The organism is Actinomadura flavalba DSM 45200, assembly GCF_000374305.1.
Taxonomy (GTDB): domain Bacteria; phylum Actinomycetota; class Actinomycetes; order Streptosporangiales; family Streptosporangiaceae; genus Spirillospora; species Spirillospora flavalba.
On the sequence record NZ_KB894097.1, the window covers coordinates 272,793 to 293,992 of the forward strand.

The 21,200-nt window shown below is 73.7% G+C and carries 23 protein-coding genes; 6 read left to right on the forward strand and 17 right to left on the reverse strand.

Going from position 1 to position 21,200, the window contains the following annotated elements:
- Position 1: 1 nt before the first annotated feature.
- From C229_RS0119965 to C229_RS31230, 12 genes are read right to left on the reverse strand one after another with little or no spacing between them, the layout of a single operon-like run.
- The gene (locus C229_RS0119965; protein WP_018656875.1) at positions 2-1,309 is read right to left on the reverse strand and encodes a lysine N(6)-hydroxylase/L-ornithine N(5)-oxygenase family protein; all 1,308 of its coding nucleotides are present in this window, start codon (positions 1,307-1,309) and stop codon (positions 2-4) included.
- Positions 1,310-1,353: 44 nt separating this feature from the next.
- Positions 1,354-2,490 carry a saccharopine dehydrogenase C-terminal domain-containing protein gene (locus tag C229_RS0119970; protein ID WP_018656876.1) on the reverse strand — a complete coding sequence of 379 codons (1,137 nt, stop codon included), beginning with the start codon at positions 2,488-2,490 and terminating at the stop codon, positions 1,354-1,356.
- A complete protein-coding gene (locus C229_RS0119975) occupies positions 2,483-3,526 on the reverse strand; it encodes a saccharopine dehydrogenase (protein WP_018656877.1) in 1,044 nt (347 codons plus the stop codon). Before C229_RS0119975 ends, C229_RS0119970 begins: the two co-directional genes overlap by 8 nt.
- Positions 3,519-4,652 (reverse strand): cytochrome P450, encoded by a 1,134-nt coding sequence (locus tag C229_RS0119980; RefSeq protein ID WP_018656878.1) that lies wholly within the window; start codon positions 4,650-4,652, stop codon positions 3,519-3,521. Before C229_RS0119980 ends, C229_RS0119975 begins: the two co-directional genes overlap by 8 nt.
- On the reverse strand, positions 4,649-5,824 hold the full coding sequence (locus C229_RS0119985; protein ID WP_018656879.1) for an acyl-CoA dehydrogenase family protein: 1,176 nt from the start codon (positions 5,822-5,824) through the stop codon (positions 4,649-4,651). The genes C229_RS0119980 and C229_RS0119985 overlap by 4 nt, the downstream gene beginning before the upstream one ends.
- Complete coding sequence (locus tag C229_RS0119990; RefSeq protein ID WP_026313968.1) at positions 5,821-7,908, reverse strand: iron-containing redox enzyme family protein; 2,088 nt, start codon at positions 7,906-7,908, stop codon at positions 5,821-5,823. Before C229_RS0119990 ends, C229_RS0119985 begins: the two co-directional genes overlap by 4 nt.
- A 5-nt stretch (positions 7,909-7,913) precedes the next feature.
- Positions 7,914-8,594: an SGNH/GDSL hydrolase family protein gene (locus C229_RS0119995; RefSeq protein ID WP_018656881.1), complete on the reverse strand. Its 681-nt coding sequence runs from the start codon at positions 8,592-8,594 to the stop codon at positions 7,914-7,916.
- The gene (locus tag C229_RS0120000) at positions 8,587-9,714 is read right to left on the reverse strand and encodes a ferritin-like domain-containing protein (protein WP_018656882.1); all 1,128 of its coding nucleotides are present in this window, start codon (positions 9,712-9,714) and stop codon (positions 8,587-8,589) included. Before C229_RS0120000 ends, C229_RS0119995 begins: the two co-directional genes overlap by 8 nt.
- Positions 9,714-10,688, reverse strand: a complete 975-nt coding sequence (locus tag C229_RS0120005; protein ID WP_018656883.1) for a transglutaminase-like domain-containing protein — start codon at positions 10,686-10,688, stop codon at positions 9,714-9,716. The genes C229_RS0120000 and C229_RS0120005 overlap by 1 nt, the downstream gene beginning before the upstream one ends.
- Positions 10,685-10,921, reverse strand: a complete 237-nt coding sequence (locus C229_RS0120010; RefSeq protein ID WP_018656884.1) for an acyl carrier protein — start codon at positions 10,919-10,921, stop codon at positions 10,685-10,687. Before C229_RS0120010 ends, C229_RS0120005 begins: the two co-directional genes overlap by 4 nt.
- Positions 10,918-12,528 carry an AMP-binding protein gene (locus C229_RS0120015; RefSeq protein ID WP_033424573.1) on the reverse strand — a complete coding sequence of 537 codons (1,611 nt, stop codon included), beginning with the start codon at positions 12,526-12,528 and terminating at the stop codon, positions 10,918-10,920. Before C229_RS0120015 ends, C229_RS0120010 begins: the two co-directional genes overlap by 4 nt.
- A 40-nt stretch (positions 12,529-12,568) precedes the next feature.
- A complete protein-coding gene (locus C229_RS31230; RefSeq protein ID WP_081639957.1) occupies positions 12,569-13,987 on the reverse strand; it encodes a DHA2 family efflux MFS transporter permease subunit in 1,419 nt (472 codons plus the stop codon).
- Between the two features lie 599 nt (positions 13,988-14,586).
- Between C229_RS31230 and C229_RS31235 the strand changes: the two genes are divergently transcribed.
- Positions 14,587-15,285: an ArsR/SmtB family transcription factor gene (locus tag C229_RS31235; RefSeq protein WP_018656887.1), complete on the forward strand. Its 699-nt coding sequence runs from the start codon at positions 14,587-14,589 to the stop codon at positions 15,283-15,285.
- 46 nt (positions 15,286-15,331) lie between these two features.
- The gene (locus C229_RS31240) at positions 15,332-15,979 is read left to right on the forward strand and encodes a TetR/AcrR family transcriptional regulator (RefSeq protein ID WP_033424574.1); all 648 of its coding nucleotides are present in this window, start codon (positions 15,332-15,334) and stop codon (positions 15,977-15,979) included.
- Here C229_RS31240 and C229_RS0120035 read toward each other — a convergent pair.
- Both C229_RS0120035 and C229_RS0120040 read right to left on the reverse strand, forming a co-directional pair.
- Positions 15,927-16,478, reverse strand: a complete 552-nt coding sequence (locus C229_RS0120035; protein ID WP_018656889.1) for a carboxymuconolactone decarboxylase family protein — start codon at positions 16,476-16,478, stop codon at positions 15,927-15,929. The genes C229_RS31240 and C229_RS0120035 overlap by 53 nt on opposite strands.
- Positions 16,475-17,368 (reverse strand): SDR family NAD(P)-dependent oxidoreductase, encoded by an 894-nt coding sequence (locus C229_RS0120040; protein WP_018656890.1) that lies wholly within the window; start codon positions 17,366-17,368, stop codon positions 16,475-16,477. Before C229_RS0120040 ends, C229_RS0120035 begins: the two co-directional genes overlap by 4 nt.
- Before the next feature lie 144 nt (positions 17,369-17,512).
- On the opposite strand from C229_RS0120040, the gene C229_RS0120045 reads away from it, so the two are divergent.
- Entirely contained in the window at positions 17,513-18,055 is a 543-nt protein-coding gene (locus tag C229_RS0120045; RefSeq protein ID WP_026313969.1) for an EF-hand domain-containing protein, read from the forward strand.
- A 7-nt stretch (positions 18,056-18,062) separates the two neighbouring features.
- Here the strand turns inward: C229_RS0120045 and C229_RS0120050 are convergent, their stop codons facing one another.
- The 3 genes from C229_RS0120050 to C229_RS31250 form a co-directional block, all read right to left on the reverse strand.
- Entirely contained in the window at positions 18,063-18,956 is an 894-nt protein-coding gene (locus tag C229_RS0120050) for a PAC2 family protein (RefSeq protein WP_018656892.1), read from the reverse strand.
- A 226-nt stretch (positions 18,957-19,182) separates the two neighbouring features.
- Positions 19,183-19,350: a MerR family DNA-binding transcriptional regulator gene (locus C229_RS31245; RefSeq protein ID WP_081639969.1), complete on the reverse strand. Its 168-nt coding sequence runs from the start codon at positions 19,348-19,350 to the stop codon at positions 19,183-19,185.
- A gap of 2 nt (positions 19,351-19,352) precedes the next feature.
- Positions 19,353-19,793: an ATP-binding protein gene (locus C229_RS31250; RefSeq protein WP_018656894.1), complete on the reverse strand. Its 441-nt coding sequence runs from the start codon at positions 19,791-19,793 to the stop codon at positions 19,353-19,355.
- 161 nt (positions 19,794-19,954) lie between these two features.
- On the opposite strand from C229_RS31250, the gene C229_RS0120065 reads away from it, so the two are divergent.
- From C229_RS0120065 to C229_RS33770, 3 genes are read left to right on the forward strand one after another with little or no spacing between them, the layout of a single operon-like run.
- Positions 19,955-20,737 carry a helix-turn-helix domain-containing protein gene (locus tag C229_RS0120065; RefSeq protein WP_155884944.1) on the forward strand — a complete coding sequence of 261 codons (783 nt, stop codon included), beginning with the start codon at positions 19,955-19,957 and terminating at the stop codon, positions 20,735-20,737.
- Positions 20,728-20,913: a DUF397 domain-containing protein gene (locus C229_RS33765; RefSeq protein WP_081639958.1), complete on the forward strand. Its 186-nt coding sequence runs from the start codon at positions 20,728-20,730 to the stop codon at positions 20,911-20,913. Before C229_RS0120065 ends, C229_RS33765 begins: the two co-directional genes overlap by 10 nt.
- Before the next feature lie 56 nt (positions 20,914-20,969).
- Positions 20,970-21,155: a DUF397 domain-containing protein gene (locus C229_RS33770; protein WP_081639959.1), complete on the forward strand. Its 186-nt coding sequence runs from the start codon at positions 20,970-20,972 to the stop codon at positions 21,153-21,155.
- The last annotated feature ends 45 nt before the right edge of the window (positions 21,156-21,200 follow it).

Sequence of the window (21,200 nt, forward strand, 5' to 3'; positions counted from 1 at the left end):
ATCAGCCCGCCTTGGCGGACCAGCGCAGGAACGAGTCCAGCGGTTCGCGGGTGTGGGTGCCGGTGATGCGGTCCGCGATGCGGCGGCTGCGCCAGGCGTTCAGGCTCAGGTTGGGGTCCGCGAGGCCGCGCTGACGGCGGACGGCGTTCTGGAGGAAGACGCCGCGGTCGGACGGGCCGTCCCAGCGGACGGCGAAGTCGTGGTCGACGACGTACTCGTCGCTCTCGCGTTCCAGCCGGCCGGCGAGCGGGGCGAGGAAGTCCATCGTGCCGGTGACCATCCCGGTCGCCCAGATGACGACGTCCGCCTCGATGTGCTCGACGGCGCCGGTCTCGATGTTGTGCCGCACCTCCAGGTCCCAGCCGCCCGGCGGCTGGGCCGTCATCCCGACGACCTCGCGGTTGGGGTAGAGGCCGGTGGTGAGGTGCTCGGCGCCGTTGACGAAGCGCTGGAGGTAGAGCGCCTGGTAGATGGCGCGGGCCGTCTCGCCGGAGATGCCGTCGCTGGCGAGCAGGTGGCGGAAGATGAAGTCCTGCCGGGCGGGCAGGGCGAGGTCCGCGAAGTAGTCGGAGTAGCCGGGGGTGAAGAACTCGTTGGTGAAGGGCGAGTCGTCGATCGGGAGGTAGTTGGAGCGCCGGGTGATCCAGGAGATGCGGCCGGGGAGCTGCCCGCTCGGCCGGGACACCAGGTCCAGGAACGCCTCGGCGCCCGACTGGCCGCCGCCGACGACGGCGACGTCCAGGCCCGCGAGGCTGTGCGCGCGGGTCATGAACTCGCTGATGTGGAGCTGGGTGGTGCCGTCGAGCCGGTCCCGGGCCATCAGCGGCACCCAGGGGCGGCTGCCGACGCCGACGACGACGTTCTCGGCGATGACGGTCCGGCGGTCGGTCTCGACGACGAAGTCGGTGCCGTCGAAGTCGACGGCGCCGACCGTCTCGCCGTAGACGACGTTCTCGTTGCGGGCGGCGGCCCATTCGAGGTAGTTGCGGTACTCCTGCCGGGGCAGGCTCTCGAACTGCGCGTTGAGGAAGTGGTAGATGCGGCCCTGGTCGGCCAGGTAGTTCATGAAGGAGAACGGGCTGGTCGGGTCCACGAGGGTGACCAGGTCTTTGACGTGGGACACCTGGAGCTTGGCGTCGGGCAGCATCTGCCCGTCGTGCCAACTGAAGGAGGGCTTGGCGTCCAGGAACAGGTTGGGCACGGCGGGGTCGCCGTGCAGCAGCGAGGCGAGGCTGAGGTTCGCGGGACCTGCGCCGATACCGAGGCATTTGACACGAACGGGCTTGTTCAGCGCGTGCTCATGCGACATGCGTGATTCTCGCTTTCGTCGTGCGGGGGAATGGGGGGCGCCGGTCAGGCGCGGAAGGGACGGAGGGAAAGTCCGTGGTCGTTCAGGAAGGCGAGCCAGGACGCGGCCTCGGCGGCGTCGTGGGCGGCCGTCCGGACGCCCGCCGGCACGGCGCCCGCCAAGACGCGGGTGACGCCGCAGGCGACGGGGAGGGAGACGCAGCGCGCCATCGCGGATTCGGCCGGGTCGCCGGTCACGTCGAGGAGGTACCCCTCGTGCCAGGTGCCCGCGCGGCCCTCGACGGCCAGTTCGACGGAGAGGACGACGCGGTCGCGGTCGTCCGGCCCGGTCGGGTGCCGTTCGGCCAGGTCGGCGGCGAGCGCCGCGATGGCGGCGGGGTCGCCCTCCGCGACGGTGGCGAACACCGGCTCCCAGGCGCGCGACCAGCCCGCGTGGCGGAGGGTGCCCCGCACGAAGGTCCGGAGCGGCCAGCCGTCCGGCAGGCCGTAGCGGGCGATGTAGGGGAGGCTGTCCCGGTTGGGGTACGCCTCGAACTCCTCGTCACCGACCCGCAGGGTGCGGACCGCCTCCCAGGGGTGCCGGACGGTGCGGTCGGCGCCGTCCGCCCGGTGCCGGGCGGGGGCGGCGAGCGCGGCCAGCACGCCCTGGGGCGCCCAGCTGAACCGGTACCGGAACGCGTTCGGCACCGCCGGGACTCCTCCGCAGTACGACAGGAAGTCGGCCGCCTCCACGTCGTCGCCCACGGCCTCGCGGGCGCGGGCGACGAGCAGGTGCGCGGCGAGGTGGTCCAGGCCGGGGTCCAGACCGGACTCGGTCAGGACGACGAGTCCCCGGCGCCGGGCCTCGGCGTCGGCGGCGGTCAGTGCGTCGGAGACGTAGCTGGAGCACACGAAGTGCGCCCCGGCGTCCAGGCACAGCGCCAGCAGCCGGGGGTGCTCGGTCGCCGGGAGCATCGACACCAGCACGTCGCCGGGGGCGAGCGCGGCGGCGAGGTCGTCGGCGTCCAGGCCGCGCGGGGCGGCCAGGCCGGCGAGGTCGGTCCGGGCCTCGGCGCGGGCGCGGGTGCGTCCCCACAGCCGCACGTCGGCGGCGGACGCGGCGACCGCGCGGAGGCCGCCGGGGCCGGTGGACAGGCCGGTGCCCACCCAGTGGACGGTTCCGCTCGCGGTGATCTCAGCCAACGCGGGCCTCCCGGCGCAGGGTGTCGACGAAGGCGTCCTCGCACCGCTCCCAGACGGGACCGCCGCGCGGCAGCCCCTCCAGCAGCGGCGTCAGGTCCGCCGAGAACGTGGTGCTGGCCTCGGCGGGCAGCAGGGACGGCAGGTTGTCGATCGCGATCACGTCCAGGGCCGGGTCGCCGTCGCGGACCCGCAGGACCGGGTCGTCCCAGCTCGTCGTGCGGTCGTAGAACGGCAGCAGGTGGCAGTCGGAGCCGACGTCGCAGGTCACGTCCGCGACCGTCGTGAGGCGCCGCGCCGGGTCGTCCAGGTCGCTGGCGGTGAGGAACGGGCGGATCGGCCGGGTCACGCCCACGGCGTGCACGAGCAGGTCGTGGGCGAGCAGCGCGCGGCGGTCCAGCCGTTCGGTCTCGGCCAGGTCCCAGCGGGAGACGTCCACGCCCGCGCGCTCCAGGGCCGCGACGGCACCGCCGCCGCAGCGGCCGAGCGCGCCGGTCACCACGGCGCGGGCGCCGAGGTCGGCGGCGGCCAGGGCCGCGTCCAGGTCGTCCCGCGTCGTCGGGCGCAGCGGGTCGGGCAGGCGACCGGCCAGGTGCAGGACGGCGAGCGCGGCGCCGACGTATCCGGCCCAGCGGCCGAACGCCGCCAGCCGCCGCCCGCGCTCGTCCACCAGGTACTCCAGGTCGAGCAGGACGCCGCCCCCGGCGGCGAACCGCGCCAGCAGCGCCGCCGCGTCGCGCTGCCCCTTGTAGGCGTGCGCGAAGTAGACGTGCCGGTGGCGCAGCGGCTCGTCCGACGCGGGGAGTTCCTTGAGCCCGAGGACGCAGGCGTCGGCGGGCGCGTCCGGCCAGGTGCCGGGCGGGACGAGACGGCACCCGGCCGCCGCGTAGTCGGCGTCGGGGAACACGCGGGCCGCGGACTCCTCGACGGTCACGCGCGTCCCGGCCGCGACGAGCCGGGCGGCGTCGCCGGGGACCAGCGGCGTCCGGTGCTCGTGCGGGTAGGTCTCGTGGCGGAGCCACAGGTGCGGTTCAGCCATCGGTGCGCGACACCTCCCGGGCGAAGTCGGGAATCCGCGCGTTCGGTGACGGCCGGTAGGCGGCGTGCCGGGGCACGTCGGCGGCCGGGTCGAACCCGGCGTCCAGCAGCGCGCCGACCGCCCCCGCCGTGATCGCCGTCGCGAGGTCCGCGCCGGGGCAGGCGTGGGCGCCGACGCCGAAGGTGAACAGCGCCGGGTCGGCGCGGTCGGGCGCGAACCGGTGCGGGTCGGGGTTGACGGCCGGGTCGCGGTTGGCCGCCGCGAGCAGGACGAGGACCGCGTCGCCGCGCTCGACGCGCCGCCCGCCGCAGTCGGTGGCCTCGGCCGCGAACCGGCGGGTGTTCTGCACGGGCGCGTCGTGCCGGGCGACCTCGCGGACGAACGGCTCCAGCCGGGCCGGTCGGCCGTCGTGGCCGGCCAGCGCGCGCAGCGTGTTGCCGATCAGCCCGGCCGTCGCGTCGAACGTCTGCGACAGCAGGCCGACCGCGTTGGCGGTCACGTGGGCCGGGGCGACCAGGGCGCCGCGCACGGCGGCGGCGGTCAGGGCGCCGAGCAGCCCGTCGGCCGGGCGGGCGGCGGGGTCCATCAGTTCGCGGAGCCGTTCGGCGGCGGCGTCCGCCGCGCGCAGCGCCGCGTCGTCGGCGTCGGGACGCAGGCAGACGACGAAGTCCGCGATGAGGCGGGCGGCCTCGTCGGCGTCCTTGTCGGGCAGCCCGCAGAGCGCGGCCACGACGCGGGCCGGGACGGCGAACATCAGCTCGTCCAGGGCGGGGCGCCCTCCGGCGGCGGCGACGGCGTCGGCCGCGAGTTCGGCGGCGTGCCCGGGGTCGACGGTGGCGAGCGCGGCGGCGACGACCTCCTTGAGCCGCGCGTGCGCCGCGCCGTCGTTCATCCGGACGAGCGCGCCGAAGACCTCCCCGGCGGGCGTCCCGGTGATGCCCGGCGGGACCGGCTGCGCCGGGGGACGCACGCGGAGCCGGGGGTCGCGCAGGACCTCGGTCACCGCCGCCGCGCCCGCCGCGACCCACAGGCCGAGCCCGGGGTCGAAGGCGAACGGGCGCTCGGCGACGAGACCGGCGTAGTACGGGTAGGGGTCGGCGGCGGTGACCGCGTCGAGCGGCGTCATGGTCGGCGCTCCTTGTTCCGGGGGCGGGGCAGGGTGTCCGCGATCGTCGACCGCAGTACTTCGGACGTACCCTCGTAGATGCGCAGCGAGCGGACCTGACGGTAAAGGCGTTCGGTGACCGCGCCGGGGACCAGTCCCGCCGCGCCGAAGACCTGGACGGCGCCGTCCACGATCTCCTGCGCGGCCTCGGTCGCGTACAGCTTGGCGGCGGCCGAGCGGGCGCCGACGCCGCGTCCGCCGCGATCGGCCTCCCACGCGGCGCGGCCCACGAGCAGGGCGGCGGCCGACAGCCGGACGTCCAGGTCCGCGAGCGAGGTGCGCACCGCCGGGACGTCGAAGAGGCGGCCGCCGTAGATCTCCCGTGCGCGGGCGTGTTCCAGCGCGGCCTCCAGCGCCCGCCGGGCGAGGCCGGCGGCGGCGGCGCCGACCGTCATCCGCACCTGCTCCAGCACGTCCATGGCGACGACGAACCCGCCGCCGGGACGGCCGAGGACCGCGTCGGCGGGCACCCGGCAGCCGGTGAACTCCAGCCGCGCGAAGGAGCGCGGCGCGATGAAGTCGATCGGCTCGGCGCGCAGGCCCGGCGTGTCCGCCGGGACGAGGAACGCGGTGAGGCCGAGCGCGCCCGGTCCCTCGCCGGTCCGGGCGATGACGCAGACGACGTCGGCGACGGTGCCCTGCGCGATCCACGTCTTGTGGCCGTCGAGCACGTAGCCGCCGTCGTCGGTGCGTTCGGCGCGCAGCGCGACCGCCGCGACGTCGGACCCGGCGCCGTCCTCCGACACCGCGAACGCGCCCGCCAGGTCGCCGCGCGCCATCGCGGGCAGGTACCGCTCGCGCTGCGCGGCGGTCCCGTACCGGCGGATCGGCAGGGAGGCGAGGAACTGGACGGCGTAGGTGTGGTCCGCGAGGTCGTCGGCGTGCGCCATGACCTCGCGCAGCACGCACACCGAGCGCAGGTCGGCGGTGCCGTCGTCCGGGTCGGCCGACCGCAGCCAGCCGCCGTCCCCGAGTGCGCGCAGCAGCCGCGCGGCGGCCTTGTCCGGCGGCGCGGCGCGCGTCTCCTCCCACAGGTCCGCGCGCTCGGCGCACCACGCCGTCGCGGCGGCGGCCAGGTCGCGGTGGCGGTCGTCGTAGAAGGGGAGGTCCAGGGTTCCCGCGAACGCGCTCACGCGACGCCCGCCATCAGCCGCCGGACGAGCCGTTCCTCCACGAACAGCGCGAACGAGGCGTAGCCGCGCCAGATCCGCCGCCACCGGGCGGCGACGACGTCGGCGCCCGCGTCGCGGCGCAGCAGGTCCAGGTGCGCGTCGATCGCCTCCACGGCCTGCCGGGCGTGCCCGGCCGACAGGTTGTCGATCGCCAGGTGCGCCTCCTCGTAGGAGACGTCGAAGCCGTGCGCGGCCAGCTTCTGCTTCTCGTGCAGCCGCAGCGCGCCGAGCCCGAACATCTCGATGCCGAGGTTGTAGCCGAGGATCTCGGGGTGGCGGCTGTCGGGGAACAGCGCCAGGCAGAGCTGGTAGACGGCGAACCGGTAGCCGCCGTCGGGCAGCTCGCGCTGGTCCAGGAACTCTTCGGTCCGGATGTGCGGGAGCGTGACGCCCATGCTGGCCAGCACCTGCCCGATGAGCTGGATGTGGTTCTTGGGCACCTCGCCGCGGCCCATCTCGTCGGCGTGCACCGCGTACAGCATCGCCTCGCTGCGCCGGTGGTAGCGGCCGAGGACGCCGCTGCGGTGCGCCCACGCGCCGTCGATGAGGCTGCCGAGCGCGAACCGCTTCTGCCCGGCGATCACGGCGTCGCGGCCGGGGATCTCCGCGAGCGGCACGTACGGATCGACGAGCTTCGTCCAGTACAGGTTCTCGACGTGGGCCGACAGCGCCTCGGGCGAGTACTCGAAGAACGTCGCGTCGGTGTACTTGCCGCGCGCGCCGACGGTGAACAGCGCCTCGGACTGGTCCAGGACCTCCGCGACGTGGTCGCGGGCCAGGTCCAGCACGTTCGGGAACCGCTCGACGTTGACGAGCCGGTGGAAGAGGTGGCGTTCGTCCGCCGGGGCGGGCCCGCCCGTGACGACGCCGGGCGGCGCGGCGGACCGCAGCGCCTCCTCCCAGCGGGCGGCCGTCGCGTCGCCCGCCGCGCACGGCTCGAAGTCAAAGTCGGGCTCCTCGCCCGCCGCGACCGCCGCCTCCCACGCGGCGAGCGTCCGCGCCTCGGCCTCGTCGAACACGCCGAACATCGGGCCGCCGAACTTGGTGGCGCGGACGAACGGGCTGTCGCCGTCGCGGCGGCGCAGGTACTCCGAGTCGCGCAGCTCCCAGACGACCTGGCGGGCGTCCTCGTCCGCGAGCGCGTCCGACAGCAGCCGCCGCCCCACCCGCACCGGGCCGTGCTGGCGGCCCGCGAAAGGGGCGTGCCGCGCGACGATGCGGGTGACGTGGCCGTCCAGCGGCAGCGCCCGCTCCCAGGCGGCGACGTCCGCGAGCATCCCGACCAGCGCCGCTTCCAGCTCCAGGACGAGCCGGAACGCGGCGGTGGCGCGGGCGCGGTCGGCGCGCGGCGCCGACGCCCAGTACTCGGTGAGGATCGGCGCCGCGTCCGGTCCGGGCGGCGTGCCGAACAGCACGCCGTCGACGCCGAGCACGCGGAACGCGCAGTACACGCCGACGACCTCGGGCAGATGGCTCGCGGGCACCCGGCACAGCGCCAGGTGGAGGCAGGCGGCGACGACGGTGAGGCGCCGCGCCCCGGCGCGGTCGAGGAAGTCGGCGGCGTCCAGGTCGGGCAGCGTGACGCCGCGCTCCTCCAGCGCCCGGCGCCGGTGCGCGGCCGTGCTCCGCTCGGGCACGCCCCGGCCGCGCAGCGCGAAGTGCTGCTCCAGCAGCCGGTTGACGATCAGGGCGGGCTGGGTGGCGGGCTGGGACAGCGTGTCCAGCCAGCAGCCCTCCAGCAGTCCCACCGCCGCGCGCTCGCGGAGCGTCGCGGGGTCGCCGCGCAGATCGTCCAGCGTTCCGGCCAGGCCGTCGCGGACGGCCGCGGCCTCCGCCAGCAGCTCGGCGGCGGTCGCCGCCTCGCCGGGCTCGGGCAGGAACGCGGCCAGCACCCGGTGCGCCAGCAGGAACGTCGCCTCGGACTCGGGTTCGGAGACCAGCCGCCGGAACATCTCGCGCGGCTCGGTGACCGCCGCGCACTCCCGCACCGCCGCCGCGCCCGCCATGATCGGCGCGGTCGGCAGCGACGTCGTCAGATCGTCCACGGCGGTCACCCCGTGCCGTTCAGGGCGGCCAGCCGCCGCGCGAGCGCGCGCATCTTGTGGGCGGCGGCGAACGCCTGCCCGCGCGCGTTCAGGTGCAGGCGGTCGCTGCTGTAGATGCCCGTGTCGGTGCTCAGCGGATGGTCGGTGAAGTGCACGTACACCGCGCCCAGCTCGTCCGACAGTTCCTCGGTGAGCTTGGCCAGCACCCGCGTGTTGTCCGAGACGTACCGCTCGAACTTGGCCGGGACGAGCCCGGCCTTGGTGATGTCGAGCATCCCGAACGTCACGACGTCCGCGCCCGCGTCGCGGAGCGGTCCCACGATGCCCGCCAGTTCCGCGCGGACGGCGTCGGGGGTGAAGCCCGGCCGCAGCATGTCGTTGCCGCCGCACATCACGAACGCCAGGTCGGGCTGGAACTCCAGCGCCGGGGCGAGCTGCGTCTCCCGGACCTCGGCGGCGACCAGGTCGCGGACGCCGAGGTTCAGCGCGGTGAAGTCCGGGTTCAGCCGCGCCAGCACCTCTTCGATCCGGTCGGACCAGGACAGGTCGCGGTAGCCGGGCGCCGCCTCCCTGATCCCGGCCGCGACGCTGTCCCCGAGCGTGACCATGCGGCGCCACGGCGCCCCGGCCAGCAGTTCGACGGCGGCGTCGGTGGTCAGCGCGTACTCGTCGGTCGTCTCATCCATCGTTGGCCTCCTGCCGGGCGTCCCGGCGGTCGTCGTCGTTCTCTCCGCGGGCGATCACGTCCGCGACCTCGCGGGAGCGGCCGAGCATCTCCATCCGGGCGATCTCCTCGGCGATGCGCTCGTCCTCCGCGCTGATCTCCGCACCGTCGAGCTGGCTGAAGCCGAGCACGCCGAGCCGGGTCAGGCCCTCCTGCATCCGGGGGCCGAACAGGTTGATGTCGCGCAGCGTCGGAACGATCCGGGAGAAGAGGCGGCGGCGGAACTCGCGCATGGCGGGCGACCGGCGCGCCAGCCGGATGCACTCGTCGGCGCCGTAGTCCAGGTGGCGCCACATCTCCTCGCCCGCGAACCGGTCCCGCAGCGACCAGCACGCCTCCAGCGCGAACTCCTCGCGCTCGCGCAGCTCGGACGACGACAGCTCGCGGTAGTAGTCGCGCAGCGCCAGCCGCCCGAACGCGACGTGCCGCGCCTCGTCCTGGAGGACGTAGGCGTTCAGCGCCCGCGCGAGCGGGTCGCGGACCCGGTCGCGCTGGATGCTGAACGACGCCAGCGCCAGCCCCTCGATCATCACCTGCATGCCGAGGTAGGTGATGTCCCAGCGCTCGTCGCGGATGATCGTGTCGAGCAGGTCGCGGAGCCCGGTCGACAGCCCGTACCGGATGCCGATCTTGGTGTTGAGCATCCGCTGGTAGACCTCGACGTGCCGCGCCTCGTCCATGACCTGCGTCGCCGCGTAGAACTTGGCGTCCAGGTCGGGGACGGTCTGCACGACCTTCGACGAGCAGATCAGCGCGCCCTGCTCGCCGTGCAGGAACTGCGAGTACAGCCAGCCCGCCATGTGCCGCCGGACCGTGGTCTTCTCCCGCTCGGGCAGGTCGCGCCACAGGTCCGAGTCGGAGATCCACACGAACTCGTCGGGCAGGCCCAGCGGATCGTCGGGGTCCACCTCGTGGGACCAGTCCAGCCGCAGTTCGGCGTCCCACTGCCGCTGCTTGCCCTTGCGGTACAGGTTGAGCAGCCGTTCGTTGCCGCCGTCGTAGTCCCAGGTGAACCGGGTGTCGCCGCCGGTGCCGATCGCCCAGTCCGGCAGCGCGCCGCCGATGATCTCCGGTGTCTCCATCAGATGCTCCTGCTCGTCACTGGACTGGCCTGCGCGGCGACGGCGCGCGCGGTGACGGCGCCGAACGCCCACTGGGGCGCGGCCGTGCCGTCGGGTGCGGCGATCAGCGGCGCGTTCTCCTCGGCCGCGCACGGCAGCAGCCGGTTGAGCCGTCCGCCCCGGCAGGCGGCGCGGAAGGCCGCCGCGTTGCCGCGCGCGTGGGTCGCGCCGAGGTGGGCGAAGACCGGGTCCAGGCAGCGCCAGGCGCCGTCCTCCCACACCTCGGTCCACGCGTGGTCGTTGCCGATCGGCCCGAGCAGCAGGCCCCGGCGGGTCCGCGCCCGGTATCCCGCCCGGCGCAGCCGGTCGGTCAGGACGCGGGCCGCGACGACGCAGTCCGCGACGCCGAGCGTCCAGGCGCGGCCGGGCGCGGCGCGCAGCCGCTCCCCGATCGCCTGGTAGACGACCTCGCTCGCGCTCAGCGGGCCGAGGACGTCGTCGAACAGGCGCTGCACGGCGGGGTCTCCGACGCGGTGGTCGTCGCCGGTGATCCGGACCCGGGCCCGGTACGGGCCGTCCTGGCGTCCGTCGGGGCCGGGGTCGACGCCGTCCTGGTCGAGCGCGCGGACGCCGTCGGCGGTCAGGTCCGGGACGGCGTACCGCCAGGACGCGCCGCGCGGGTCCGCGACCGGGCGCACGGCGACCGTCCACTCCAGCGGCGTGTGCCAGCCGTCCGGGTCGCCCGCCGCGAACCGCATGAGCAGCCGCTGCGCCAGCTCCGGCACGGTCATCCCGGTGCCCTGGCGCAGCGCCGTGTTGACGACGTCGCTGTAGTCGAACAGCGGGCCGTGGTCGGCGTCGCGGCGGTGCTGGAGCCCGGCGGCGGCCAGTTCGTCCGCCACCTCGGGCCCGGCGCGCAGCAGCTCGGCGGCCTCGGCCCCGGTGGTGTCGAAGACCGCGAGGTCCCCGGGGGTCTGCCGGAACGGAAGCCTCACACCAGCTCCGTCACCAGGCCGGCCAGCTCCCGCGGCGTGGACGCCGAGAACGCCACGTCGTCGGGGATCGTGACGTCGAGGGCGTCCTCGACGTCCACGACGACGTGCAGCATCACGACGGACTCCATGGCGGGGAGGTCGCGCAGCGGCGCGTCCGGGTCGATCTCCGCCGCCGGGATTCCCAGCCGCTTCCCCAGCGCTTCCAGCACGGCCTGCTCGGCGTTCCCGTTCATTCCGCAATCCCCTTATCGGTCGTGACCTGCGTGTAGAGCTCCCGGGCCGCCTGGCGGCGGACCTTGCCGGAGCTGGTCTGCGGGATGGTGCGCGGCGCCACGGTGAAGACCCGCGCCACGCCCGGCCCGAGGTCGGCGTTCACGGCCTTCTCCAGCCGCTGCGCCAGTTCCCGCGCCGCCGCGCCCTCCAGCGACGTCTCGACGAGCACGGCCAGGTGCTCGTCGCCGTCGCCCCCGGCCTCCAGGGCGGCGCAGCGCCGGACCCCCGCGTCCGGGACGCGCCGGACGATCTCCTCGACGTCCTCGGCGTAGTAGTTGCGGCCGTGGACGATCGCCATGTCCTTGAGGCGGCCGGTGACGTACAGGTCGCCCTCGCGCACGAACCCGAGGTCGCCGGTGCGCAGCCAGCCGTCGTCGGTGAACGGCTGGCGCTCGCGGGGCAGGCCGAGGTACTCCGTCATGACGGCGTCGCCGCGGATCTGGATCTCACCGACGTGGCCGTCGCCGGGCGCGTCGATCCGCAGGTCGATGCCCGGCACGGCGGGTCCGTGGCCGACCAGGACGCGCGCGGCGGGGTCCTCCTCGGGGACGACGCCGATCCGGTCCCCGAGCCCGAGGCGGTGCCGGTCCACCGCGAGCGCGGCGGGCCGCGCCTCCAGGTCGGGCCACGCGACGAGCAGCGTCGCCTCGGCCATGCCGTAGCAGGGCTGCATCGCCTCGGCGCGGTAGCCCGCCGGGGCGAACGTGGCGGTGAACCGCTCGATGGTGCGCCGCTGGACGGGCTCGGCGCCGTTGAAGGTGAGCCGCCAGCGCGACAGGTCCAGGCCGTCCGGCAGGCCGTCGCGGACCGACTCGGTGATGAGGTCGTAGGCGAAGTTCGGCATGGGCACGGCGGTGGTGGGCGACGCGGCGCAGCTCACCAGCCATTCGCGGGTGCGGCGCGCGAACAGGGTGGTCGGCCACAGGCAGACCGCCGCGCCCTTGAAGAACGAGCTGAGCAGGCTGAACAGGCCCATGTCGTGGAAGAGGGGCAGCCAGACGCCCATGCAGTCGTCGTCGGTCCACCGCAGGCTGTCGGTGATGACGGTGAGCCCGGCGGCGACGTTGTCCGCCGTCAGCGCGACGCCCTTCGGCTGCGACGTGCTGCCCGAGGTGTACTGGATCACCGCGTAGGGGTCGGTGCCCTCGGGGACCGGTCCGGCGGCGTCCGGAACGTCGGTGATGTCGACGACGTCGACGTCCGGCAGCGCCTCCCGCAGCGCGGGGATCAGCCGTTCCACCGACGCGTCGACCAGCAGCGTGCCCAGGCCCGCGTCGGCGGCGATGCGGCGGACGTGCGCGAGGTAGTTCTCGATCCCGCCGAACGCGACGGGCAGCGCGATGGGGACGGCGGCCGTCCCGGCGCGCAGGCAGGCGAGCAGGCCGCGCACCCACGGCTCGCCGTTCTGCATGAGCAGCCCGGCGCGGCCGGGGGCGGTCAGCCGGGCGGCGGTGCGCTCGGCGTCGTCGAGGAGGCGGCGCATCGGCACCGAGCGGTCCTCGGCGGGGAGGTGGAGGACGGTTCGCGGTCCTGCGGCGGCATGCAGGACAGCCCAAAGTGATCGCATGGTTTCCCTTGGGAGAGGAGGTTCGCGTGGTGGGGCCGGGTCAGCGCGCGGGCGCGGGCGCCGGCGCGGTGCGCAGCAGTGCCAGGCCGCCGAGGGCGGCGACGGCGCTCATGACCGCGGTGAACAGGAAGATCGAGCGGAAGGCGGCGCTTCCGGTGCCGGTGGCGGCGGCCACCGAGATCATCGCGACGCCGGCGACGCCGAACGCGCCGCCGACCTGGCGGATCGCGTTGTGCAGGCCGGTGCCGGTCGCGAAGCGGGCCGGGGGGACGGCCAGCGCGGCCGTGGAGTTGAGGCCGGTGAGCGTCAGGCCGATGCCGGTGCCGCCCAGGAGGCCGGTGGCGAGCCAGAGCGGCAGGAAGGCGGGCCGGTCGGTGAGCGCGAGCCACAGCCAGACGGCGTTCGCCGTGAACAGCACCATGCCGACGCTGACGGCGGCGCGCTGGAGCCCGCGGCGGCGGATGCGGGCGATGCCGATCGCCGCGACGGCGGAGGCGAACGCGCCGGGCGTGACGGCCAGGCCCGCCTTGAGGATGGAGTAGTCCCAGACGGTCGCGACGAACAGCGGCGTGGCCAGCAGCCAGGCGAACATCGCGACGGCCGTGGGGAACGCGACGAGGTTCGCGATGCGGAAGTCGCGGCTGCGCCACAGGTCGAACTCGACGGCGGGCGCCGCGTGCGAGCGCGAGCGGAACAGGGCGGCGGCGATGAGCAGCGGACCGGCGACGGTGAACAGCAGCGTCCCCGGCGCGGTCCAGCCCCAGTGCTCGCCGTTGGTGAGGCCGAGGACGAGCGCGCCGACCCCGGCGGTGAGCAGGGCGGTGCCCGCGAGGTCGGGCAGGCGGTGCGTCCGGCGCTGGTCGGGGCCGAGCGTCCGCGCCGCCGCCCAGACGATGGCGAGCGCGAGCGGCACGTTGATCATGAAGACGGCGCGCCAGTTCACCGCGTCGATGAGCAGGCTGCCGAGCACGGGACCGGCGGCGGCGGCGAGCGAGCCCGCCGCGCCCCAGGCGCCGAGCGCGCGCAGGCGGCGCTCCGGCGGCGTCTCGTGCAGCAGGACCGCGAGCGCCGCCGGGATCATGCCGCCGGCGAACGCGCCCTGCGCGGCGCGGGCGGCGATGAGGACGGGCAGGTTCGGCGCGAGCGCGCACAGCGCGGAGGCCACGGCGAAGCCCGTGGTCGCGACGAGGAGCTGACGGCGGCGGCCGACCACGTCGGAGAGGCGTCCGGCGGGGATCAGCAGGGCGGCGAACAGGATGGCGTAGGCGGTGATCACCCAGGAGAGGCCGGTGGTGGACGCCTCGGGGAAGCTCGCCCGCATCGGCGCGAACGCGATGTTCACGACCGTGGTGTCGAGGTAGGCCAGGAATACCGTTCCACAGGAAAGGGCGAGAACAGTTCCCGTGCGACGGTCCGGAACGGGTGAGGCTTCGTCTTCTAATTCCTTCGACTGGGACACGGTCGGAGTTTATGCCCAGTGATCCAGTTCGCCGCAAATCGCCCGCCGACGCCGTGCCGGGCACCGGAAAGGGCGTGCTACCTGCGAGGATGTACCCGTCGGTAACCTCGCGCGGCGAGTGGTGTCCGGATACGGCCATGCACAGCTTGGGTCAAGAATTCAACCAACGAATGAACCAGAGTTTGAAAACACTGTTGGGAACGTTGCAAAAGCACATATCCGCAGGTGAGGGGCTTGCATGCGCTTAATTCGGACACGAGTCCTCGCGGCCGGAGCCCTATCTACCACACCTGTGGAACACCTCCCGCGCTGGTGAGAACGCGTTCGCCCGGCGGCGGCGAAGCGCACTCCAGGGGCCGCGCTCAAACCGAACGTGAATCAGTTTCCGTGCGCGGCCCGCCTATCACGCCCCTATCGCGACGGTCCGGTCCAGGACACCGGAACCCGCCGAAACAATCATCGGACGCGACAACGGATGACGTTTCCTTTCTGTTCTCCCGCGTGTCGCCCGCGCGACCGCTCACCGGCCCTTCCGCCGGACACGCTAGGCCCGCGAGGTTTCGGTGCCCGCCGAAGTGTCCGTGCGCCACCATGGGGGTGTGACGCTCACCGTGGCCAAGCTCCTCGCCGACGACACCCGCGCCGCGATCTGCGCCGCCCTGCTCGACGGCCGCGCCTGGACGGCGGGCGAGCTGGCCCGGCACGCGGGCGTCGCCGCGTCGACCGCGACCGAGCACCTGTCCCTGCTCGTCGCCGGGGGGCTGCTCGTCCAGGAACGCCAGGGCCGCCACCGGTACGTGCGGCTGTCCGGCGCGCCCGCCGCCGAACTGCTGGAACGGCTCACCGCCTTCGCGCCTCCCCCGCCGTCCGCCGCCGGCTCGCTGCGGCAGCACCGCGCCGACCGCGCCCTGGCGTTCGCCCGCACCTGCTACGACCATCTCGCCGGCACCCTCGGCGTCGCCGTCACCGACGCGCTGGCCGGACGCGGCGTCCTGGACGTCGACCTGGCCCTCACCGCCGACGGCCGCGCCTGGTTCGGCACCGTCCTCGGCGACGACCTCGCCCGGCCCACCCGGCGCCCGCTGTCCCGTCCCTGCCTCGACTGGACCGAGCGCCGCCCGCATCTGGCGGGCGTCGCGGGCCAGGCCGTGCTGCGGTACCTGACCGGCCGCGCGTGGCTCGTCCCGGTCGGCGCCACGCGCGCCCTGCGCCTCACGCCCGAGGGCGGCGACGGCGTCCGGGAGGTCTTCGGCCTCACGTTCCCCGAACCCCTCTCCACGGCCGGGGGCCGTCCCTGACCTCCGGCCCAGGGGCACGCGCCCCCGGGCGCGTTAGGGTTGGGGCGTGGACGATGCGGGGCGGCGGTTGCCGAGGGGGAGGCACGCGCTGCCGCCCGAGCAGGTGGCGCGGGCACAGCGGGAACGTCTGCTCGCCGCCGTGGCCGAGGCGATGAAGACCAAGGGGTACGCCGCGACGTCCGTCGGGGACGTGCTCAAGGGCGCCGGGGTGTCACGGCAGACGTTCTACGAGCTGTTCTCGTCCAAGCTCGACTGCTTCATGGCCGCGTTCGACGCCGTCACCGGGCTCTTGGAGGAGCGGCTGACCGAGGCGGCGCACGGCGACGGGACGCCGCTGGAACGGTTCGAGCGGGCCATGCGCGCCTACGTCGGGACGCTCGCCCTCGAACCCGGGTACGCGCGGCTGTTCGTCGTGGAGGTGCACGCGGCCGGTCCGGAGGCGATCCGGCGCCGGGCCGCCTTCCAGGGGCGGCTGGGCGAGCTGGTCGGCGCGTTGCTGGAGGCGCGGGACGAGCAGCAGCGGTTCGCGTGCCGGGCCGTCGTCGCGGCGGTCGCGTCGCTGGTGACGCTGCCGCTGGTCGACGGCGACGCCGCCGCGCTGGACGCCGTCGCCGCCGACATCGTCGCGCACGTGCGGCTGCTCACGGAGCGGGGTGTCCTCGCGGGCGGTCGAGTGGAATCCGCAGCGCCGTGATCACGGTGGCGAGCATCTCGTAGTGCCCGGCGAGCATGCACAGCTCGACGCACTCCGGCTCGGTCAGGTGGCGGCGCAGCCCGGCCCACGCGGTCTCGTCGAGGTCCTGGTCGAAGTGCAGCCGGTCCACGGCCGTCAGCAGCGCCTGTTCGCGCGGCGTCCAGCCGGGCGCGGCCGGGCCCTCGATGAGCCGTTCGACGTCGGCGGTGCCGATCCCGGCGCGGCGGCCGAGCCGCAGGTGGTGGTCGAACTCGTAGCGGCAGGCGCGCAGGTGCGCGACGCGCAGGATGACGAGTTCGGTGTCGCGGCGGGGCAGCTTGCCGCGCGGCATCATCGACCCGGCGAACAGCAGCCAGCCGTGGAAGAGGCGCGGGCGGCGGGCGAGCGTCAGGAACAGGTTCGGCGGCGCGGTCCCGGCGACCCGGCCGGAGATCCGGGCGAACAGCCAGGAGAACAGCCCGATCTCGGCGAACCGGCCGGGGCGGACGCGGGCCGTCACCGCGGGGGCTGCCCGGTGGTGAGGGGCGCGTCCTCGACGCGGGCGATCTCCAGGGCCTCGGTGAGCTTGCCCTGGACGAGCCGGTCCATGACGGGCTGGGCGAGCATCCGCAGCGGCAGCGCGTTCGCGACCCACCAGGGGGCGACGATCCGCCGCGACCGCCAGGCGATGCCGTGCTCCAGCGCGTCGATGCCGGTCTTGAGCGGGGTGACGCCCGACAGCGCCGAGGCGGTGCTGCGGCCGTCCATCAGCGCGGCGGCGGCCTCGGTGCCGAAGCCGCGGCTGGTCATGTCGGTGTCGAGTTCGGCGAAGTAGGCGACGCCCGCCTTGGCGCCGGACGGGCGCAGCTCGGCCCGCAGCGTGTTGCCGAGCGCTTCGACGGCGGCCTTGGACGCGCTGTAGGCGCCGAGCAGCGGCAGGTGGATCGCGGCGGCGGCGGACGCGACCGCGAGCGCGTAACCGCGCGGGTGCGCGATGTGCGGACCGGCGGCGCGCAGTGTGTTGTAGGTGCCGGTGGCGTTGACGCGCAGCGTGGTGTCCCAGACGGCGGGGTCGCCGCCGAGGACGGGGAGCTGCGCGGCGACACCGGCGTTGGCGACGACGACGTCGAGGCCGCCGAGCGCGGTGACGGCGGCGGTGACGGCCTCACCGACCTGGTCGCGGTCCGCGACGTCGCAGGTGCTCCAGGGGGCTCCGCCGCAGCGGGCGGCGACGTCGGCGAGGAGTTCGGGTTCGAGCCCGGCGAGGGCGACGCGGGCGCCGCGCTCGTGCAGGCGTTCCGCGAGGGCGGCGCCGATGCCGCGCGCCGCGCCGGTGATCAGGACGCGTCGTCCCGCGAGGGGTGGCGTGCGCTGCTTCCGTCGACCGAGAAGCCCACCAGAAACGTTCATGAAGCGGACGCTACCACGCATGAACAACCTTGTTCTTTGGACAGTTCCCGTGACCGAACGTCACGGTATTCTCACCCAACGGCGCGGGCAATGGCGCGCGGCGGCCAGTGCGGCGTCCGGGACACGCGGGACAGCATGGACGCCATGGCCACCGATTTCCAGCGGAGCAAGATCGTCACGGTGTTCGACGCGATGGACGCCGACCGCGACGGGCTGCTGCGCGCCGCCGACTTCACCGCGCTCGCGTCCCGCTGGACGACCCTGCGCGGCGCCGCCCCCGGCTCCCGCGAGCACCGGCGCCTCACCGAGGTCATGACCGGCTGGTGGGCCGAGCTGAGCGCGGCCGCCGCGTCCGACGCGGTGACGGCCGACGACGTGCTGCGCGTCGTCGACCTCCTGCCCGGCATGGTGAACGCCGTCGCGGAGACGGCCGAGGCGATGTTCACCGCCATCGACGCCGACGGCGACGGCCGCATCTCCCCCGCCGAGTACCGGCAGCTCATCGAGGCGTGGAACGGCCGTCCCACCGACACCTCGGAGATCTTCCCCCGGCTGGACGCCAACGGCGACGGCCACCTGTCGCGCACCGAGTTCACCGAACTGTGGATCGAGTTCTGGGCCGGTGACGACCCGTCCCACCCCGGCACGTGGATCTTCGGGGCGCCCGCGGCGCCCGCCGCGACCTGACCGGGGGCTACTCCTCCTGCTCGGCCAGGAACCGCTCGAACTGCGCGGCGATCTCGTCGGCCGTGGGCATGTCGCGCTCGTCGGCCAGCAGGTTCTCCCGGTCGGCGGCACCGGCGAACGCGTCGTACTGCTGCTCCAGCGCGTGCACGACCTTCTCGACCTCGGCGTTGCCGGTGACCTGCTCGGCGATCTCGCTGTCGGTGCGGGCCGCCGCCTCGCGCAGCGCGTCCGCCGGCAGGACGAGCCCGGTGGCCGCGATGACGGCCTCCAGGGCCGCGACCGCCGCCGCCGGGTAGGCGGCCTGCGCCAGGTAGTGCGGCACGTGGATCGCGAAGCCGAGCGCGTCGTGCCCGGCCTCCCCGAGCCGCAGTTCCAGCAGCCCGGACGCGCTGCCGGGCACCTGCACCTTGTCGAACCAGGTGGACGGACCGACCAGGTCGGGCCGGGTCGCGTGCGAGGTCATGCCGACGGGCCGCGTGTGCGGCACGCCCATCGGGATGCCGTGGAAGCCGACGACGAGCCCCGCGCCGGTCCGCTCGACCAGCGACCGGACGGCGCCGGTGAACCCCTCCCACAGCCGGTCGGGCTCCGGGCCGGTCAGCAGCAGGAAGGACGTGCCGACCTCGTCCTGCGCGAGCCGCAGCACCAGTTCGGGCGCGTCGTAGGACGCCCAGTGGTCGCGGTCGTAGGTCATCATCGGGCGCCGGGCCCGGTAGTCGATGAGCGAGTCCACGTCGAACCGGGCGATCACCCGGTGTTCGAGGGTCTCCAGCAGGTGCTCCCGGACGAGCTGCCCGGTGGACCCGGCGTCCACGAAGCCGTCGAGGCTGTGCAGCAGCACCGCGCCCTCCAGCTCGGGCAGGTCGCCGTCCAGCTCGTACAGGTCTTCAGGGTTGCCCACCGTACTCCCCCATGTCGTCCAGTCGATCCTCTCAACACTAGGACATCCCGGAGTACTCCCCCGCGACCGATATTCGCCGGAGAAAGACGACCATGGCCGCGCCGGGAGGTACCGCCACCGTCGCCGGACGAGGCGGACCCCCGGCGCCCTCCCCTCCGAAATCGGGCGCCGGGGGTCGTTCAGGGAACACGGGCGCACGGAGAAGGTGCGCCCGCCTTCAGACAGGTCATGTGTCCTCGCCGTTCGCTCCCCGGTAGAGGTCCATGACCTGCGCGCGGTCGAACCGCAGATGCCCGGACGGGGTGGTCCCGGGCGTCAGGAGCCCCCTCCGGCTCCAGCGCACCACCGTGTAGGGGGTGACGCCGAACAACCGCGCGACTTCTCTCGTCTTCATCGTCATGTGCATGTGATCACGACCCACGTCGCCTTTCCCTTGTCGTCCGCGAGGCACTGCCAGCCCCACATGCCGCCGGTCAGGCTGTCCACGATGAACAGCCCCCGGCCGGTCTCCGCCACGAAATCCGGTTCCCCGAGCACGGGTGGGTTCCCCGCGTCGGCGTCCCAGACCTCCACGCACACACCCGCGCGACCGCCCGGAAGCTCGACGGGATAGACCAGTACGGCGAACCCCGCCGCACCGGCCACGTAACGCAGGCTGTTCGTGGCCAGCTCGGTGACGATCAGCGCCACGTTGTCGATCACCTCGGCGCTGTAATTCTCACTGCGCGCCCATTCCTCGGCGGTGGCGCGAGCCCGCCCCACCGTCGAGAGAGCACCGCCCGGATAGGGGCAGAAGATCCCCGGGGCGATCCTCGTGGGCTTGTCCATCGTGATCATTACCGAGCCTCCGTGCCTGACCGCTCCCGCGCTCGCTGGGTGGTGATTGGCTGTTTCGCGACCCAAAATGGCATGACCGGCTGTAACGTTCACCACATGTCGAGCAACGCTCGGGCCAGGCACATGGCGTAGCACGATGCTGCACGCACGGAGGTGGATAGATGGCACAACGGCAACCAAAGCCCCATTTCGAGCGATTTGGGGGAGTTGTTCGCACCTTCCGCAGACGTTCGCCCTACACGGCGGCGGCGCTGTCACGCGCTCTGAACATGTCGAACGGCTGGGTGAGCCAGTTGGAACGCGGCCTGTTCGGGTGCTACTACAGCGAGGCGAGGTCACTCGACACGCTCCTGGAGGCCGAGGGCAAGATCCTCAGGGCGTGGGACCGCTTCGTCGCGGAGGACGGAGACCCGTTCGCTGAATACCTGGAACACGAACCGCGGGCCGTGTCGGTCGCGACATACGCGAGCACCTACATCCCTGGACTTCTCCAGACGCCCGCTTACGCAGGGGTGCTCCAGGGCTCGTCCCCCAAGACCCTGAAGCGGCGCCTCGACCGCCAGCGGGTGCTCGACCGCGCCAAACCGCCGACGCTCAATGTCCTGCTGCATGAGAGCGTCCTGTATGAGGCCGTGGGCGACAAGGACGTTATGCGGGAGGTGCTTGAGCACATTCTGACGATGTCGGAACGCGAGAACATCACCATTCAGATCGTGCGGTTCTCCGCTGGCACGCGTCCGCCGTCCAGTTCTTTCGCCCTCGCCACACTCGGTGACCGATCCCAGATCGCGTGGGCCGACACGATCACCGGCGGGAGCACGATCCAGGACGCCGGGACACTGACCTACCTCGCTCAGACGTGCGCTAGGCTCCAAGCACAGGCGCTCAACGCCGAAGACACGCGCGCGTTGATCAGAAAGGTGATCGAGGAGCTATGGACCTGAGAAATTCCGCATGGCGCAAGTCCTCTCACAGCGGTCCGGAGAACAACGACTGCGTCGAAGTCGCTAACGTCCCCGGCACGGTCGCCATCCGCGACACAAAGAACCGCGACGGCGGCACCCTCCTCGTAGGCCGTTCAGACTTCCGCCGCTTCACGAACACGCTCCGCGATCTTTAAACCTGCCCAAACGCGAGGAACACGCGAGCGCTGATCAGAAAGGCGACCGAGCGGCCATGAACCCAAAAACCCCCGCATGGCGCAAATCGTCGCACAGCGGTCCAGAGGGCAACCACTGCGTAGAGCTGGCCAACACCCCCGGCAAAGTCGCCATCCGCGACACAAAAAACCCCACCGGCGCCACCCTCCTAGTAGACCGCACATCCTTCCACCGCCTCACCAACAAACTCCGCACCCTCTAACCCACCCGAACCACACAACCGGGCACAAAAAGGGGCGGGGACCTC

Excerpts from the sequence above, each read along its gene's own strand:
- C229_RS33770 (WP_081639959.1), top strand. The coding sequence starts at position 20,970 with ATGAACCCAAAAACCCCCGCATGGCGCAAATCGTCGCACAGCGGTCCA.
- C229_RS33765 (WP_081639958.1), top strand. The coding sequence starts at position 20,728 with ATGGACCTGAGAAATTCCGCATGGCGCAAGTCCTCTCACAGCGGTCCG.
- C229_RS0119995 (WP_018656881.1), bottom strand. The coding sequence starts at position 8,594 with ATGGATGAGACGACCGACGAGTACGCGCTGACCACCGACGCCGCCGTC.
- C229_RS0120040 (WP_018656890.1), bottom strand. The coding sequence starts at position 17,368 with ATGAACGTTTCTGGTGGGCTTCTCGGTCGACGGAAGCAGCGCACGCCA.
- C229_RS31245 (WP_081639969.1), bottom strand. The coding sequence starts at position 19,350 with ATGAAGACGAGAGAAGTCGCGCGGTTGTTCGGCGTCACCCCCTACACG.
- C229_RS0120015 (WP_033424573.1), bottom strand. The coding sequence starts at position 12,528 with ATGCGATCACTTTGGGCTGTCCTGCATGCCGCCGCAGGACCGCGAACC.
- C229_RS0119980 (WP_018656878.1), bottom strand. The coding sequence starts at position 4,652 with ATGACGCCGCTCGACGCGGTCACCGCCGCCGACCCCTACCCGTACTAC.
- C229_RS0120045 (WP_026313969.1), top strand. The coding sequence starts at position 17,513 with ATGGCCACCGATTTCCAGCGGAGCAAGATCGTCACGGTGTTCGACGCG.
- C229_RS0119965 (WP_018656875.1), bottom strand. The coding sequence starts at position 1,309 with ATGTCGCATGAGCACGCGCTGAACAAGCCCGTTCGTGTCAAATGCCTC.
- C229_RS0120010 (WP_018656884.1), bottom strand. The coding sequence starts at position 10,921 with ATGAACGGGAACGCCGAGCAGGCCGTGCTGGAAGCGCTGGGGAAGCGG.
- C229_RS0120000 (WP_018656882.1), bottom strand. The coding sequence starts at position 9,714 with ATGGAGACACCGGAGATCATCGGCGGCGCGCTGCCGGACTGGGCGATC.
- C229_RS0120065 (WP_155884944.1), top strand. The coding sequence starts at position 19,955 with ATGGCACAACGGCAACCAAAGCCCCATTTCGAGCGATTTGGGGGAGTT.
- C229_RS0119975 (WP_018656877.1), bottom strand. The coding sequence starts at position 3,526 with ATGGCTGAACCGCACCTGTGGCTCCGCCACGAGACCTACCCGCACGAG.
- C229_RS31250 (WP_018656894.1), bottom strand. The coding sequence starts at position 19,793 with ATGATCACGATGGACAAGCCCACGAGGATCGCCCCGGGGATCTTCTGC.